Genomic DNA, 16661 nt, shown 5'->3' with positions numbered 1-16661 from the left:
CACCTAAAAAGTTATTGGTTTTATTTTTTTAATCCCCATTCGAAAAAAACAATGAAAACAACTCATTACATTTTTATCACCCTTGCACTCACAAGCCTAAGTTTATTTAGTCAAAACCCTGTAAACTCATTTAACCCAAGCGACACATGGACTTTACTCCCCGAGTACACCGACGAATTTAATGCTACCACTATCAACTGGACAAAGTGGAGTAAAACAAACAACCTACCCAATGTAGCCGCTTGGAAATGGAATAACGACACTAATGTCAACCCTACCACCTTTCAAGGCGAACAAGCAGCATCAATTACGGCACGTCAAAATACTGGAAACACACCTGTTGATGGCACCTACTTTAATACGGGCTGTTTACAAAACACCAACGTATTACCTACCGGATTTGTAGGCTATGTAGAAGCCCGTATTTGGGGCGCAGATCTAGAAGCACCTCTAGCTTCAGGAATTGATAAAAGACGTGGCGTATGCCCTGCTTTTTGGCTATACAGTGAGTTTTATGACGATAAACCCGTAGGTGAGGTCATCTATACAGAAATTGATGTGGTCGAGTTGCAACAGTTTGACTATTACAACGGGGTACAAGATTTAATTTATGATGCAGAATCGAATTTACACTTAGCAACTAAAGTGGCTACTGGAAATGGTAGAAATTTTATACGTCCGAAACAAAATCCAGATGCGCAGCTTAACAAATATGAACTTCCGGGCAGGTTCGACCCTGCTAAAGGATGGCATACCTATGGCTGTGAAATAACACCAGATAAAATTCATTTTTATATCGATGGTATTAAGGTTGGAAAATCCTTAGATAATACTCACTGGAGCAAAAACCCATTACAAGTTATCGTTTCACTAGGTATGCGTGTTCCGTTTGTTACTTTTAGCGGAAATGCCTTTGTCCCAGTAAACCCCGAAGTAGATGACAGAGCAAGCAAGAATCTACCAGCAATGCCTGTTAGCATGTATTTGGATTATTTAAGGGTGTGGTCGAAGGATAATGCGTTAAGTGTTTCAGATTCAAAACAAAGCAAACTAAAAGCTTTTCCTAATCCAACTGAAGATTATTTATATTTAAAAGACACACAGAACGCTGAGATTACTATTTTCAATTCATTGGGACAAAGCGTCTTTCAAAAACAATTAGAAAACCATACTAATCCAATAGATGTTCGCCATTTATTACCTGGCATATATTTCATTAAAACCAATCATAACAATCAAATTAAAACCGGAAAGTTTATTAAAAAATAATTGAAAATAGTTTCATTGACTTTTGACTGTTGACCTTTAACTCTAATATTTACTATCCTATATTTACTATTTAATATTGATTATTGATTATTGATTGTTGACTGTTGGCATTCAAAAACCATGATTGTTTAATCCCAAGACCTCAGCTTCAAACTACTTGATATTTTCTATCTAATATTTACTATTGATTATTGACTGTTGGCACCTAGTATCTTTGAAGCTCTGAAACTCTGTTACTTTGCCGCTTTGCTACTTTGTTACTTCAAAACTTGAAACTTGAAACTTGAAAAATCAAAAAGGCCGTTTAATATGAAATTAAACGGCCTTTAATCTTAAAAAACTTTAACTACTAAATAAACTAACTATTATTTTTAATTTTTTATAAATTTCTTAGTTACTACACCGCTTTCAGATGTTAACTTAATCACATATACTGAAGGACTTAACGAAGACACATCAATACTATTAGAAACATTATTTAAGGATAATACTTGTTTTCCTAATAAGCTATAAACCGATACGTTTTGAAGAGGCTCTAGTGTATCAATATACAACGCATTAGCAACAGGGTTTGGATACATTTTAAAAGCAAAAGCTTCGTTTCTATCACCTGTAGAAAGCACCACATCATTTCTCGTGATTGTTATTCTGTTTTGTAACAAGGTATTAATATTAGTTCCTCCAGCTTCATAAAAACCAAGTGACCAGTTAAAATAATAGGCACCAGAACCTACAAGAGCACTGTACACATCGGCTTGAATTCCTGTTACCTCTTCTACAATAGAAGTTTCACCACTACCTAAGTTTTGTAGTCTAACTTTTTTGGTCGTGCTAGCTGCATCTGCTCCTATCGTGTACTCTTGAATAATATCATAAGCACTTTTATCAGCTTGACTAATCGATAATGCGTTAGCAAACGATCCTACAGTATTCGATAATTCTACAGTACCTCCATTAGCTATTAATGTTTTGATTATAACACCATCACGGGTTTGTCCTAAAACAGAAGCTTGTGTAGGGTTTGCTGAAACCGTAAGTCCAACTAAAGCCATATCCTTGTCTGACCCACTAAAGCTTTGGTTGTTATACCCTAACATCATTACAGAATTAACAGTAATCACATCACCTACATTACCAGTGATAGGCGCACTTAATACGCTATAAGCAAAGTTTGCTTGCGTATAAATCTGGGAATTTGCTCCACTTGAAATCCAAGTACTAGCGTTGTTAAAATGACCAGCTGCCCAATCGACATGCAAATCCAAATCTTGAGCTTCTATGGCACTATAACTTGGATCGGTAAAATCTTCAGAATAAATGGTCGTTTGAGCTTGAATTACTAGACAAGCTAAAAATGATAAAATACTTAGGTAATTTTTTTTCATAATACTAAAGTTTAGTTGTTATTAATTTAGATATTCCAAATCTAACCTCTTAAAGCAAAGACCAATAACTGTATTTTACCTTAAAATAACACGGAGTTACCTTATGCCCGAAGTCGGTTTAAACCTCCAACTATCACTAAATTAATTCCGTCCGTATTAGTGCCTTACACCCAATAACGGCTTACTTTTTGTAAAAAAATGCTTTTATTTGTAACACAACCATAACCTTATCACTATAATGCATGCGCTGTTTTAGCCCTGTTCATAAAAACACTACCAGGTCGATATTTATTTGTTGCTTATATAGCCTTATTTTTTGCTGGAACTTCATGGGCTATACCCAAGACAAACCTCTTGAAGACGACAACGCGTTTACACAACAATTGTGGTTTACTTTAAATCCTAATTGGAAGCTAAAAGATAGTGTTTCGCTTAAAGCAGATATTGGTTACCGCACCATAAACTCAAATACCTGGGACCGATACATTGCAAGAGCTGGCTATGAAAAACAGATTAGCCCATTTGTTTTCAAGAATTTAAAACGTACTGAAGCTTATATTGGCGGACTAGGTTTATTTTACTTCAATAATAAAACGGGAAATAATTCACTGGAAATTAGACCTTTTCAGGGATATCGTGTTGCTTTTCCTTTAACCAAACGCATCCATCTTACTAACTATTTTCGTTTAGAAGAACGCTTTTTAATTACCAAACAAGACCGCAGTAATCATTTTGGGTTACGTTTTCGCTACCAAATTATGACAAATATTGGGTTACAAGGCTTTTTATTCCAAGAAGAACGCGGATTTTATTTCCCTGTGGGTATAGAATTCTTTTTTAATGTAGTAGAACTTTCGCAGTTTAGCGATGTGATTCGTATTACCCCTGGAGCGGGTTACCAATTTGACAAAACGTTTAAAATTCAAGGTATGCTAGCCTACCATTACACCGAACAGAATATTGGCGGACTGTATAGAACGAATGATATTATTTTCAGAATTAAAGTGGTAAAGACTTTTTAATGAGTATTACCTGAACTGCGAGTAAAAACGAGGCAGAATAAACAAACAAAAAAGCCAACTACAAAATAGTCGGCTTTTCTTTTATTAGTGCGGGCGGGGAGATACGTCCTATTTTTGCAATCCGCTTTGAAGTACCTCCTTTATCCCTTCCAGGTTTTCTGAAAATTGCATCATTTGTGAAAGCAGCTGCGCCATGTCGTTTTTATCACCAAAACCTTTAAGCTTATTATTTTTTTGAAACGTTTCTTTTATAGCAGCCCAACGTTTTTGTTCTACATCTGTTAACTGTGCTACGAGCTCCTTGAACTTTAATAAATTCGCTTCCGCGGAAGAAGTAAGCGTTTGAGATTCGCTTTCATAATGTGTTAGCACTAGGGTTTTTAATTCCTCATTATTCATAACAGGCGACACTTTAGAAACCATTTTATTCATATCACGATACGAACCTTGAAGTTTAAATGAAGGCTCTGTTCTATATTCATCCTCCATGGCAGCACTTTTAATGTAATTCGCATTAACCTGTAGAACCGTGTCTCTAATTTGAATGATTTTTTCTAAAACAGAAACATATTCCTGAACCTCCTGATTGGTATAATTACCTGTTAATTGCGCTTCTTGATTACCGTTCTCTATACGATCAAGTAATTGATACACATCATCAAAATTCTTGCTACTTAATTGATGCATTATAGGATTAGAAGTCAATGAGTTTTCAATAAGACTCAACTTAAATAAATGCGCCGTATCACCAATAATATCCCCGAGGTTATAAATATCGGCTCTATTCGCTAACATATCAGGGATTCTAAATTTTTCACCACTTTCTGTATAAGGGTTCCCTGCCATGATGACACAGAATTTTTTTCCTCGAAGATCATAGGTTCTGGATTTCCCGTTGTAAACCCCTTCTATTTTTCGAGTCCCATCAGATAAGGATATAAATTTCTGTAAAAACTCAGGATTACAATGCTGAATATCATCAAGATACAACATCACATTATTCCCCATTTCAAAGGCTAAGTTTAATTTCTTTAGCTCTTCACGAGTTGCAGAATTCGTGGCCGCCGACGGGTCAACCGATGTCACCTCGTGCCCTATAGCAGGACCGTTAATCTTCATAAAAACAAGACCAAGCCTATTTGCTATATACTCCATAAGGGTTGTTTTACCATACCCGGGCGGAGAAATAAGCAGTAATAAACCCATTCTGTCTGTTCTTTTCTGGTCACCTAAAGCCCCCAACTGTTTCGTCAAATTATCACCAAAAAGCGGAAAATAAACCTGATCTATCAACTTATTCCTTACAAAGGAACTCAGAATACCCGGTTTAAATTCTTCCAATTTTAAATCTTCTTTCAACTGCACGGTCACTTCATGCTTGGCCTTTCTAAAAGCATTGTAAGCAGGAACTTTTTCTTCAAAATAATTGGAGTGCGCAGCTATAAAATCGTGATAATTAAACTGAAAAACCCCATTTTGAATAGTCTCATGTTCGCCTGCTAAACCTTCAATGGTTTCCGAAGGAGATACAAATTTTGCATTCAAGACAGCTTCATCTTCAAACAGAATGAGGCAAACTACTTCGTTAACATATTTTAGCTTCAAACCAATCGCTTCATCTTGCTGACTGCTTAAAAAGGCTTTAACCCACTGCCTAATTAAAGCCACTTTTGCTTCGTTAGACTCCAATTTGTCTATGCTTGTTCTAAATTTAAGATCGGCCTTTTCTTCTTTTAATTTATTAAGAAAGGCTTCCTTTATTTGAATGGCAATACCACTCTTTTGAAAACTATGGCCGTTTTGAAGTTCCTCAAAAAGGTATTTTGCCGCTTCCGCGGAAAGTGACGCATCGTAAATACCCAAAGTCTCTCCCATATTAAAGATACTCTTTTGAAGCTTTTTTAATATGAATTCGTACTCTTGGGTTGCTGGAAAAAACTGAATCACTTCTCCTGAAGCTTTTATAGTTTCATCAAGGTATTTCTGGTTTTCCTTATCTGTGAAATACCAAAAATATTGTGCACAAGATCTAATTTCGGGATGAAATCTTAAAAGACCCAATGCTTTATGTTTTTGAACTAGTGTAGACAAAATCTTTACCGCATCTAAATCATGAACACCTTTCACATAACCTTCCGAGTAATCTTTACTACTTACTTCTTGAACGATGTTTAAAAGATTTTCTTCGGTTCTTTCTATAACTAAGGCATTATTATTTTGAAAAACTTTATACGCCAAATAAGCCCCTCGATAGATGTATTTATTTTCAGAAATATAATCTTGATCCCAGAATTCTTCGGACTTTAAAAGGGTTTCATTTTCTATTTTTTGATAAAAATCGGTTCCTGTTAAGTGGTACTTCAATCCGCCATCGGCAAAAAGTATGGTTAAATCTAATTCCTGATTATTAACACCAAACTTATGCTTCCCTAAACGTATAACATTATCGCCATCTTCATACAGTTCCTTTTTATCTTTAAGTTTTCGCAGAGCATCTTCACGAGCAGATTTTAATAAAGACAAAATTTCCTCTGCTTTACCGCTATCATCCATGTCTTGAAGCTGCTGGGCGATATCTCTGGTTTTATTCACCAAAATATCGGAAGCGAAATAGCCATTAATATCTGCAACTTCCGAAAACGATTCGGCCTTTTTACGAATCCCTTTTAAAATACGCTCTGCTGAAGTTTGCAAAACAAAAGTCCGTTTATTACGCTTTTCAACCAGACTATTTTTACGGGCCTGAAAGGCATTATAAACCTCTTCTCTTTTCTCGATAATCAGGTTAATAAAGGTGTCGAAATCGGCGTACTTGCCTTCCAACCCCTCCAACTGAATAGTAATTCTTGTTTGAAAATCATCACATTTCTCAGGCACATCGACAATATCAAGGTAATTGATAATACTCTGATCAATAAGCTTTAGCTGCGCAGCAAAACTGGCTTGAGCTTCTTCACTCCCGAGAGATTTCCTCTTATTTTTAATTTCAGCTTTTAACTGATTTATGGTTGAAAATATTAATGAGATGTTATTAATAATGCCGGTAGAATGTGAGGTGTCTTCAATTTCTAAATTCGACACAATGTCGATAAGCAGTTCGAGGTCTTTAGAAATTACATTTACCTTCTCCTCTAAATTTTTAGCATCTACCACCTTTTTAATGGAGGCTAAAGCTTTTTCATTCAGTTTAACCTCATCTTCATAAGGTTTTAAAGCTTTATCATCTAAAAGGAAGGTAGCGCAACGCTCTGAAATTCGTGAGGTTTGCTCGGCTATTTGCGTTTCTAGTGCATCTATATAATTTTCATCAACATAACGCACCTCCTTTAAACTTATAGATTCCCCTCTTAAACCCCTTAACTGCGTAAGGAAACTAACAAAGTCATTTACACTTCTAAACCCCGTACTTTTAATTTTATTAAATAAAAGCTCGGCCTTTTCACCAAGCGCTGCAGTTTGTTGTTCGGCATTTTTCTTTAACTGCAAGACTTTTTGAAACTCATCAATAGCGGCATTTGCAGCTTGATTAATTTCTTTTAAGGGCTCGTTTAATTGCTGGGTTTCTGCTTCTTTTAACCAATAGTAAGCATCGAGAATATCCTTTGATTGTTTAGCCAAATCAATATACAAGCCCTCGTAATCGTCTGCTTTATTTAGAAGATTTACAAGACCATTTACTTCGGCCATCGCCTTTACAATATCTTTATTCCCAATTTTATAAAGCAAGTTATCTTCATGCGCAGAGGGCATAAAATCGCTTTTCATGTAAGGCGTTTGCCAAATTTGAATAACATGATGTTTAGTTTGTTCATTTTCATTTCTGAAATAACATAACTCGCCATCTTCTAAAATGGTAAATCCATTACAAATTATGGGTGTTTTAATCTCTTGCGAAATCACGTTGTAACTCATTAAATTATAGAGTCCGTTTTCTGCAGAATAAAACACATAGAGATAATCTTCACCATTTGGGGATGCTACCTTTTCTTGAAATTTCACATGGGAAATACTGTTATCGAAAATATGGTACTCGCCCGTTTGAAGGTAATATCCCGTAGGGAAAATGATGCCATGATCGTCTGGAAGTAAAACACAAGCATCCTTGATACTTTCAATTTTCTGAACTTCTTTCAGTTTATGGTTATAAACAAAATACCTCGAACTTTCTTGAAATGGCTTTACATCTAAAACAATGAGGTTGCCTAAATTTGCATAGCGATACTGCGCATCATCTAAGGTTTGGTCTCTATATTTTACTTCTTCAGAATAAATCCCTTTACCATCTTCGGTATTATCTTCAACTTTAATAGTTAAATCGCCTCCAATAGTTTCTACAAATACTCGGTCTAAGATTGAAACATGGGCATGCACACCGTGCCTATGCATATCTCGCGAAACGTCCTGCCAATTAAACTCATGCTGAGATGGCAATTTATACTCATGTTCACTTCGATTATCGATATACTGAAGGCTGCCATCTTTTATTAACCATTTAAAGGTTTTAATATCTGTAACGCTATCACTTAACTGAAAAACCATAAAGAGGTAATTCCCTATGATGGCGAACTTTGAAAAAATAGTATTGCGGTAGTATTTAAAGAGATTTTCGAAATCTAATTTAAAAACCTCATCTTCAAGAAGCTCTAAAGAAACAGCTTCGAAACTATTTTCTTTAAATTGATAAATGCTCAACACATCATTTAAAGCAATATCTGTTCGTAAGGGGACTGTAAACTATTTTGTGTTTTTGCTGTTAGTTAGTTTAAAAATGATTTTGAAATTCATAGGCAAAAAATTTACTTTTAAATTTTTATTTTATGAACTCAGACTTAGAAAAACAATTAGACGCCTTGATCGGCAAAATCAGCAACAAGGAGGACTTTGACCAGGTCAAGGAACAGTTGCTTAAACGTGGTATTGAATCACTTTTAAAAGCAGAAATGACTGCCCACTTAGGGTTTCAAAAAGGAGGTTCTGTAATTGAGAACAACCAGCGCAATGGTTTCTCAGAGAAAACTATCAAGACTCATAACGGCGAACAACGCATCAAAATCCCCAGAGATCGTCAAGCGAGCTTTGAGCCTGTTATTGTCCCCAAACATCAATCGATTAGTCAAGAATTAGAAGATTGTATTCAACTGCTTTACGCCAAAGGTATGAGCAATAGCGATATTATTGATTTTATTGAAAGTACCTATGGAGTGCAGTATTCCACATCACAGGTATCCATTATCACCAATCAATTATTGGAAGACATCAAACAATGGCAGAATAGACCTTTAGAAGACGTATATCCCATTGTCTGGATAGATGCTATTCATTATAAAATACGTCAAGAAGGCAAGGTAATATCTAAAGCCTGTATGATAGTTTTAGGGGTGAATACCGAAGGGCAACAAGATATTTTGAGCATGAGTATTGTGGAGACAGAAAAGGCAGCTGCTTGGATGTCCATTTTAGACGATCTGCGCTCTAGAGGCGTAAAAGATATCTTCTTTCTGTGTTCGGATAACCTCTCTGGATTAGATAAAGCTGTAGAAGCTATTTTTCCAGGTAGTATACGTCAAATATGTATCGTACATCAAATTAGAAACTCTTTAAAATATGTGAGCTATAAGGACCGTAAATCAATAATGGTCGATATTAAAGCTATTTATCAAGCCGATAATGAGAAATTCGCTTTAGAGGCTTTCGAAGTCTTTAAACAAAATTGGGAAGATAAATACCTCTCTGCCGTACAGTCTTGGGAAAACAATTGGGATAATTTGACCGCGTTTTTAAACTACCCAAAAGAGATTAGAAAACTTATATATACTACCAATATCATTGAGAGTTTTAATGCCAGTTTAAGAAAATATACACGCAACAAAAAAGTCTTCCCTCATGATGATGCAGCACTGAAATCCATATATTTAGCAGCTCAAAGCATCAGCAAAAAATGGAAGAAAACACGATTTAAATGGGGCCAAATTTACAATCAATTGTATATTTGTTTTCCAAACAGGTTATAATCTATATTATTTTAACCTATGAATTTTGAAATTATTTTTCAAAAACACAAAATTTTGGATAAACTCTTCGTAAGCCAAAGTGCACATTATAACCAAACAAACAAGTGTTTCCAAGAGACACAATATCTCTAGCAATACAGTTATTTTCTGTATTAATACGATCGTTGGTGATTAGTTTTGTTTCTAGAGATCCAAAAACAACCTTTCTACCTTCGTTAAGTTTTTTAAGACGTTGCTGTAATTCTGTTTTTTGCTTTTGAAGTCGATTTTGAATAACCTCGTAAGTTCCAACATCAAGTTTTTGAGCGTGCGCTTCCTTTATAGGGTCCTTTGTCATTGTATCCTGTCCTGAACTTTAAATTATAATTAGTTTGAGCGTTTTAAATTTTAAAAATGGAGGCAAGCTGAAAAGTATTTAGCTGTCATATGGAGCCTATCGAAATAGTTTTACTGATTAACAATCAATATCGGTTTCGACAAGCTCACCTGACAATTCAAATATTATCGACTTTTCAGAAAGCCTCTACTTTTATTTTATCAACTTTGGAATGGTACTATCAGAAATCCCCAAACCTTTAGCCAGGTTTAAGAGGTTTCCAAGCATGGTATGCTCCTCCTGGTCGTTAGATTTCATTTTCAAATCTGCAATTAAACTAGCTACGCTAATATTCTTAAGATCTTCGGTGGAAACATTATATTTCAAAGCAAAATCCTTCACTTTTTCTAAGAGATTTCCCTTTACGTCATCACTCCCTAGAATAGCCGTTTTAACCTCTTGAATGTTATTAGAGTTTTGAACTAAGCGATCAAATCCTTTTCCTCTGGTAATCTGTCCAACAATTTGATCGAAGAACATGGTTTCACCACCAACAATATCAATTTTAGCAGCTTTTAAGGCATCCCCTATCACTTGAGCTTGTGCATCGGCAATCTCCTTTTGAATATTAATATTAGCTAAATCAATTTGAAGGTCTTTATTAAGACGTAATTTAAACTCTTCGTGATCTTTACCTACACCATCAAGTTTTTTCATTGCTGCTGCTTTTTCTTCAATTCCAGAAGCATCGGCAATGGCTTTTTCTTTAATCACATCGGCTTCCGCAATACCTTCTTTACGTTTTGCTTCAGCTTTGGCTTCAATACCAGCAGCTTCGGCTTTCGCTTTTTTCTCAATAATGGTTGCTTCAACTAAGCCTTGACGCTCATTAGCATCTGCTTTTGCATGCATCACCTGAGCTTCAGACATTCCAACAGTAGCTTCCTCCTTAGCTTGAGCTTCGGCTAATATTTTACGCGCTTCAGCTTGTTTCTGGCTAGCTTCTTTATGCGCCAGTGCCTCAATATTAATCTCTTCAGCCTTTTGTTTAGCCGCTTCTTTTTGAGCTTCGGCTGCTATGGTTGTTCTAATTAAATCTTCTTGAGCAAGTCCTTCAGCAGTTGTAATTTTAACTTGCTTATCTCTATCTGCTGTTTTAAACGCTTGAATATCTTTCATGTTTTCTTGCTCTTCAACAACACCTTTTTCAAGCATCACACGATCTCTAATAACATCTTGAATATTCTTTTTCTCAACTTCAACTACTTTCTCTTTTTCAATTTGCGCCAGGGTGACAACACGCTCACGTTCTGTGGCCTCTAATAACCTGTCTTTTTCAACTCTTTCGGTTTCTACAGCTTCAGTACGCTCTTTATTTTTAAGCGCTACAATGACTTGACGTTGCATATTTTCTTCAGCAACTTTAACCTTTTCTTCAGTAGCAATTCGAGCACTTTCAGATTTTAAACGTTCTTCTTCATTAACTTTTAACGTTTCAGCATCTTCTCTAGCTTTAATATTTGCAATCTCACGTTTTTGCTTCTCTTCTTTTTCAGCTAATTGTTTATCTAGCTCTAAAATGGCTTCTCTAGCTTCAACATCCTGCTTTCTGATTGTTTTTTCTTCATCGCGTTTAATCAGGTTCGCTTTCATGTTTTGAACTGCAGTAAGCTCGGTGATTTTCTTAATACCTTCAGCATCTAAAATATTATCAGCCTTTAATTCTTTTACAGAAGTTTGCTCTAAAAAGTCGATGGCACAGTCTTCTAAAGTATAACCGTTAAGATCGGTTCCGATAATATTTACAATTTCATCACGAAACTCTCTTCGAGCTTCATAGAGCTCGATAAAGTCGAATTTCTTACCTACCGTTTTTAAGGCTTCAGAAAACTTAGCCTCAAAAAGATCTTCTAATGTTGCTATTTTTGAAGCACGATCCACCCCTATAGTTTGCGCTACTTTTTTGATGTATTCAATATCATTATTAACACGAACAAAAAAGGCCACTTTGATATCTGCACGCATGTTGTCTTTACAAATAAGACCTTCATGAGCCAGTCTTTCAATTTGGATTTTCTTAACCGAAATATCCATAATTTCTGTTTTATGAAAAACAGGAACGGTATACAAACCTTTGTCGGTCGCTACTTTTGTTCCACCAAACCCTGTTCTAATGAGCGCTTGTCCTTGCGGTATTTTTTTGTAAAACATCGCGATTATCGCGAAATAAACGATGATTAGGAATCATTAGTGTCCGATAAAAGATTTTAAAAGCGGGATTTCCAAGATAGGATTTCCCGCTTATTTTGTATCTTGAAGTTATCACACATCCAAGATATGAATAAAAGTAAAAACTTTAGCGGACAACCCATAATCAAACAGGTATTAAATTTCATTTTGCCCAAAGATGTTCATCGGACAGCCAAAAAGCACAACAGTGAAGTGTCTACCTTTGTTGTGACGGTTTTATATAGAGTATAAACTATATTTGAATTATGGGAAAAAAATATGACAATGAGTTTAAATCGATGATATTAGATTTATCCAAATCTGGTATACCAACAAAACAACTGAGTGAAGAATATGGAGTTCATACAAGTGTTATTAATAGATGGAAACAAGAGTATGATTTAAAAGGAGGAGATTTTTCTAAAAATGAACCTAAATCCAAAGAACATCAAGAACTTATAGCATTAAAAAAGGAATTAAGAGATGTTAAAATGGAACGTGACATCTTAAAAAAGGCGGTGAGCATCTTTTCCAAGAGCGACTGATAAGGTATAACTTCATTTTATCAAACAAAAATACTTATCCTGTCGAAAAGATGTGCAAATGCATGAAGGTTAGTAAAAATGCTTATTACCATTGGCTTAAAACCAAAGACACCTTAAAGGTTAATTCCTCTAAATCATTTTTAAAAGACAGAATCGAAGCTATATTTGACAATAGTAAACAGATTTATGGTAGCTATCGAATTCAAAAACAACTTGAACGAGAAAAGCTTTTTTATTCCCGTTCATATGTGGGGTTACTTATGAAAGAAATGGGACTAAGAAGTGTATTGAATAAGAAATTTGTGGTAACTACGGATTCAAATCATTCTCTAAAAACAGCTAAAAATGAATTAGACAGGGATTTTACCAGTTTTTCTTTAGGCTACAAATTAGTCTCTGACATTACGTATATAAGAGTTAATCAACAATGGAACTATTTAACCACGATAATGGATTTGGCTGATAGAAAAATAATAGGCTGGTCTTTAAGTGAAGATATGACTACTGAGAATACGGTTTTAAAGGCCTGGGTTGATGCTAGAAGAAACAGAGTGATAAACCAGCAGTGTATTTTTCATTCCGACAGGGGTGTGCAATATGCATCCAACAGAATCACAAATATGTTCTTTTTTAATCAAAAAGTGATACAAAGCATGAGTAGAAAGGGAAATTGCTGGGATAATGCTGTAGCTGAAAGTTTTTTTAAAACCATTAAATATGAGTGGATTAACAGATTTAAGTATACGTCTTATAATCAATTATACAAATCTATTGATCAATATTTAAACTGGTATAACACTCAAAGATTACATTCTAGTTTAGGATACATGACGCCTCTTGAAAAAGAATTACAATTAAAAGGATTTATTAACAAAGCTGCTTAGTATAAAATAGTACCAAATTTATTAGGTAGTCCAACAGCGATCGCTATACCAAAAAGTTTACCACCTATGAGCATTTGGCCACTATGGTATTTACCGTGATCAGTGGCTGTAGCTCACTTCGTGAGGTTTCCAGTATTATGCTTGCCTGCGAGGGAAAGATCAACCATCTAGGACTCACGGACTTTCCAAAACGCAGTACCTTGTCAGATGCTAACAGGAGAAGAAGCTCTGAAGTATTTGCCGATATTTATCATTTACTCTACAAACGTTACCATCGCTTTTTATCGGACAGCAGACCCTTAGAACCTGCAGTGAAGAACCTTAAAATCGTTGATTCCTCGACCATCCCCCTATTTAGTGACATTCTTAAAGGTGTAGGAAGGAACCCGCTCAACGGCAAAAAGAAAGGAGGTATCAAGATGCATACTATGATAAACGCCATGGAAGACGTTTCTTGTCTGATTAAGTTTTCAAGCGCGGCCACGCACGACCACACCTTTTTAAAAGACCTGGAACTCAAGAAGGGCTCTTATGTGGTTTTTGACAAAGGGTATGTGGATTATGAGCAATACCAAAAATGGACACTGGAAGATGTTTACTTTGTGACTCGGCAAAAGGACAATGCTCGCTATACAAGCCTTGAAGAGTTTGATATCTCCAATAAAGTGGACGATGCTGTCTTAAAGGACGAAAAAATAGGGCTTACGGACAAAAACGGCAATGCTTTTTCCCTGAGGAGAATCGCTTTTTGGCACGAAAAGCACCAAAAAGTTTATGAGTTCATCACTAATAATTATGATCTTGATGCAGACAAAATAGCCGACATCTATAAAAATAGGTGGCAGATTGAGACGATGTTTAAGCGGCTTAAACAGAACTTTCCGCTAAAGTATTTTTTGGGAGACAATCAAAATGCCATCGAAATACAAATCTGGGTCAGTTTGATAATCCAGCTCATTATGCTTGTGATCCAAAGAAAAGCCCAAAGAAACTGGGCTTATTCCAATATGATGTCCGTCATACGATACCATTTGATGACATATATCGATTTGTTCAAATTCCTGAAAAACCCAGAAGCTAATTGGGAAGAGATTACAACCAAAAACATTGGGCAATTAAGCCTTTTTGACCCATAAGGAGGTTCTGTTTTCAAAATAAAGAGTGCGATCAATAAAAAAGGCCAACACCAACGCTTTTTTAGCTAATTCTGTTTTTTATCGGACAACAATAATTTTAAACAAAAAAGCCGACTTAAAAAAGTCGGCTTTTTCCTTTAAATCGTGCGGGCGGGGAGACTCGAACTCCCACACCTCGCGGCACTAGATCCTAAGTCTAGCGTGTCTACCAATTCCACCACGCCCGCTAAAGGACTGCAAATATAAACAAGATTTTTAAATTGCAAACTTTATAACACCAAAAAAAGTTTCTTTTTTATACTTTTGATACAATCTTAAGAAAAAATAGCATGAAAGATATTCAAAAATACATCCAAGAAAACAAAGAACGCTTTTTAAACGAACTGGTTGAACTCCTCAAAATCCCGTCTATTAGCGCCGATTCTGCTTATAAAACCGATGTTTTAAAAACCGCTGAAGCCGTTAAACTCCGTTTAGAACAAGCCGGTTGCGATTTTGTTGAAATTAATGAAACCCCAGGCAATCCTATCGTTTATGGTGAAAAGATAATAGATAAAAATCTACCCACGGTTTTGGTTTACGGACATTACGATGTGCAACCACCAAACCCTATCAATTTATGGGATTCCCCACCATTTGAACCCGTAATCAAGACCACCGATAAGCATCCCGATGGTGCCATTTTCGCCAGAGGTGCCTGCGATGATAAAGGCCAGATGTACATGCATGTTAAGGCTATGGAATTTATGACCAACACAAACCAGCTACCCTGCAATGTGAAATTTATGATTGAAGGTGAAGAAGAAGTTGGTAGCGTTAACCTTGGGGACTTTGTTAAAAACAACCACGATAAGCTTAAAAACGACGTTATTTTAATATCCGACACAGGCATGATTGCTAACGACGTGCCATCAATAACCACAGGATTACGTGGTTTAAGCTATGTAGAAGTGGAAGTTACGGGTCCTAATCGCGATTTACATTCCGGATTGTATGGCGGTGCCGTAGCCAACCCCATAAACGTGTTAACCAAAATGATTGCACAACTTCACGAAGAAAACAATCACATCACCATTCCAGGTTTTTACGATCGTGTGGAAGAACTATCTAAAGAAGAACGTGCCGAAATGGCCAAAGCGCCATTTAACTTAGAAAACTATAAAAAAGCCTTAGATATTGATACTGTTTATGGCGAAGCAGGATACACTACCAACGAAAGAAACTCCATTAGACCAACTTTAGATGTTAATGGTATCTGGGGAGGTTATACAGGCGAAGGTGCAAAAACCGTTATCGCCAGCAAAGCCTATGCAAAAATCTCGATGCGTCTGGTGCCAAATCAAGACTGGAAGGAAATCACGAATTTATTTCAAACACATTTTGAGGCCATCGCTCCCGAAGGCGTAAAAGTTAAAGTAAACCCGCATCATGGCGGACAAGGTTACGTCACGCCTATCGATAGTATTGGTTACCAAGCCGCATCCAACGCCTATCGCGATGCCTTTGGAAAAACGCCAATACCGCAACGTAGTGGTGGCAGCATCCCAATTGTTTCCCTTTTCGAACAAGAATTAAAAAGTAAAACCATTTTAATGGGCTTTGGTTTAGACAGCGATGCCATCCACTCACCAAACGAGCATTTCGGTATTTGGAACTACCTAAAAGGCATAGAAACCATCCCTTTATTCTATAAATATTTCACCGAACTTTCAAAATAAACTTATTTTTTTGATCTAAATTCGGTTATGGTGTTACGCCCTTTAGCTTTTTAAGGAAGCGAAAGGGCGTCGCGCTATCTGCTACAAGTTTTGGCTCGATGCACGCCTCGCCAAAAGCTTTCCACGCCTATCGCTAACACAGTCAA

General features: G+C 36.1%; 8 protein-coding genes, 1 tRNA gene and 3 pseudogenes. 7 read left to right on the top strand and 5 right to left on the bottom strand.

What is annotated here, in order from left to right:
- The first annotated feature begins 51 nt into the window (after positions 1–51).
- Complete coding sequence (locus C1A40_RS08325) at positions 52–1269, top strand: T9SS type A sorting domain-containing protein (protein WP_102995499.1); 1218 nt, start codon at positions 52–54, stop codon at positions 1267–1269.
- Between the two features lie 371 nt (positions 1270–1640).
- On the opposite strand, the gene C1A40_RS08320 is transcribed toward C1A40_RS08325, so the two are convergent.
- Positions 1641–2654 carry a T9SS type A sorting domain-containing protein gene (locus tag C1A40_RS08320; protein WP_102995498.1) on the bottom strand — a complete coding sequence of 338 codons (1014 nt, stop codon included), beginning with the start codon at positions 2652–2654 and terminating at the stop codon, positions 1641–1643.
- Positions 2655–2983: 329 nt separating this feature from the next.
- Here C1A40_RS08320 and C1A40_RS08315 point away from each other — a divergent pair, with 329 nt between their 5' ends.
- Positions 2984–3676, top strand: coding sequence for a DUF2490 domain-containing protein (locus C1A40_RS08315; protein WP_158651324.1), 693 nt, complete (start codon positions 2984–2986; stop codon positions 3674–3676).
- 108 nt (positions 3677–3784) lie between these two features.
- Here the strand turns inward: C1A40_RS08315 and C1A40_RS08310 are convergent.
- Positions 3785–8398 (bottom strand): annotated as a pseudogene (locus C1A40_RS08310) (DNA repair ATPase); the annotation flags it as partial.
- A gap of 95 nt (positions 8399–8493) precedes the next feature.
- Here C1A40_RS08310 and C1A40_RS08305 point away from each other — a divergent pair.
- The gene (locus C1A40_RS08305) at positions 8494–9687 is read left to right on the top strand and encodes an IS256 family transposase (RefSeq protein ID WP_102994202.1); all 1194 of its coding nucleotides are present in this window, start codon (positions 8494–8496) and stop codon (positions 9685–9687) included.
- Between the two features lie 67 nt (positions 9688–9754).
- Here the strand turns inward: C1A40_RS08305 and C1A40_RS08300 are convergent.
- Both C1A40_RS08300 and C1A40_RS08295 read right to left on the bottom strand, forming a co-directional pair.
- Positions 9755–10024: pseudogene (locus C1A40_RS08300) on the bottom strand (DNA repair ATPase); the annotation flags it as partial.
- Between the two features lie 192 nt (positions 10025–10216).
- The gene (locus C1A40_RS08295; RefSeq protein WP_241910510.1) at positions 10217–12214 is read right to left on the bottom strand and encodes a flotillin family protein; all 1998 of its coding nucleotides are present in this window, start codon (positions 12212–12214) and stop codon (positions 10217–10219) included.
- Positions 12215–12340: 126 nt separating this feature from the next.
- Here C1A40_RS08295 and C1A40_RS18160 point away from each other — a divergent pair, with 126 nt between their 5' ends.
- The 3 genes and pseudogenes from C1A40_RS18160 to C1A40_RS08285 all read left to right on the top strand — a co-directional run.
- Positions 12341–12484: a hypothetical protein gene (locus tag C1A40_RS18160; protein ID WP_158651323.1), complete on the top strand. Its 144-nt coding sequence runs from the start codon at positions 12341–12343 to the stop codon at positions 12482–12484.
- 14 nt (positions 12485–12498) lie between these two features.
- Positions 12499–13661, top strand: a protein-coding gene (locus C1A40_RS08290; protein WP_102995494.1) for an IS3 family transposase whose coding sequence is annotated in 2 segments (ribosomal slippage) — positions 12499–12736 and positions 12736–13661 — 1164 coding nt in all. Because the reading frame shifts where the segments join, the coding sequence is not laid out codon by codon here.
- A gap of 44 nt (positions 13662–13705) precedes the next feature.
- Positions 13706–14797: pseudogene (locus tag C1A40_RS08285) on the top strand (IS4 family transposase); the annotation flags it as partial.
- Positions 14798–14942: 145 nt separating this feature from the next.
- On the opposite strand, the gene C1A40_RS08280 reads toward C1A40_RS08285, so the two are convergent.
- A tRNA-Leu gene (locus C1A40_RS08280) sits at positions 14943–15024 on the bottom strand.
- Between the two features lie 102 nt (positions 15025–15126).
- On the opposite strand from C1A40_RS08280, the gene C1A40_RS08275 reads away from it, so the two are divergent.
- Entirely contained in the window at positions 15127–16515 is a 1389-nt protein-coding gene (locus tag C1A40_RS08275; protein ID WP_102995492.1) for a dipeptidase, read from the top strand.
- Positions 16516–16661 lie beyond the last annotated feature (146 nt).

The organism is Tamlana carrageenivorans, assembly GCF_002893765.1.
Lineage (GTDB): Bacteria > Bacteroidota > Bacteroidia > Flavobacteriales > Flavobacteriaceae > Pseudotamlana > Pseudotamlana carrageenivorans.
This window is presented reverse-complemented; position numbering and strand designations above follow the sequence as displayed.

Bases quoted from the DNA above. Each gene is read 5' to 3' on its own strand.
- C1A40_RS08325 (WP_102995499.1), top strand. From the start codon at position 52: ATGAAAACAACTCATTACATTTTTATCACCCTTGCACTCACAAGCCTA.
- C1A40_RS08320 (WP_102995498.1), bottom strand. From the start codon at position 2,654: ATGAAAAAAAATTACCTAAGTATTTTATCATTTTTAGCTTGTCTAGTA.
- C1A40_RS08315 (WP_158651324.1), top strand. From the start codon at position 2,984: ATGGGCTATACCCAAGACAAACCTCTTGAAGACGACAACGCGTTTACA.
- C1A40_RS08305 (WP_102994202.1), top strand. From the start codon at position 8,494: ATGAACTCAGACTTAGAAAAACAATTAGACGCCTTGATCGGCAAAATC.
- C1A40_RS08295 (WP_241910510.1), bottom strand. From the start codon at position 12,214: ATGTTTTACAAAAAAATACCGCAAGGACAAGCGCTCATTAGAACAGGG.
- C1A40_RS18160 (WP_158651323.1), top strand. From the start codon at position 12,341: ATGAATAAAAGTAAAAACTTTAGCGGACAACCCATAATCAAACAGGTA.
- C1A40_RS08275 (WP_102995492.1), top strand. From the start codon at position 15,127: ATGAAAGATATTCAAAAATACATCCAAGAAAACAAAGAACGCTTTTTA.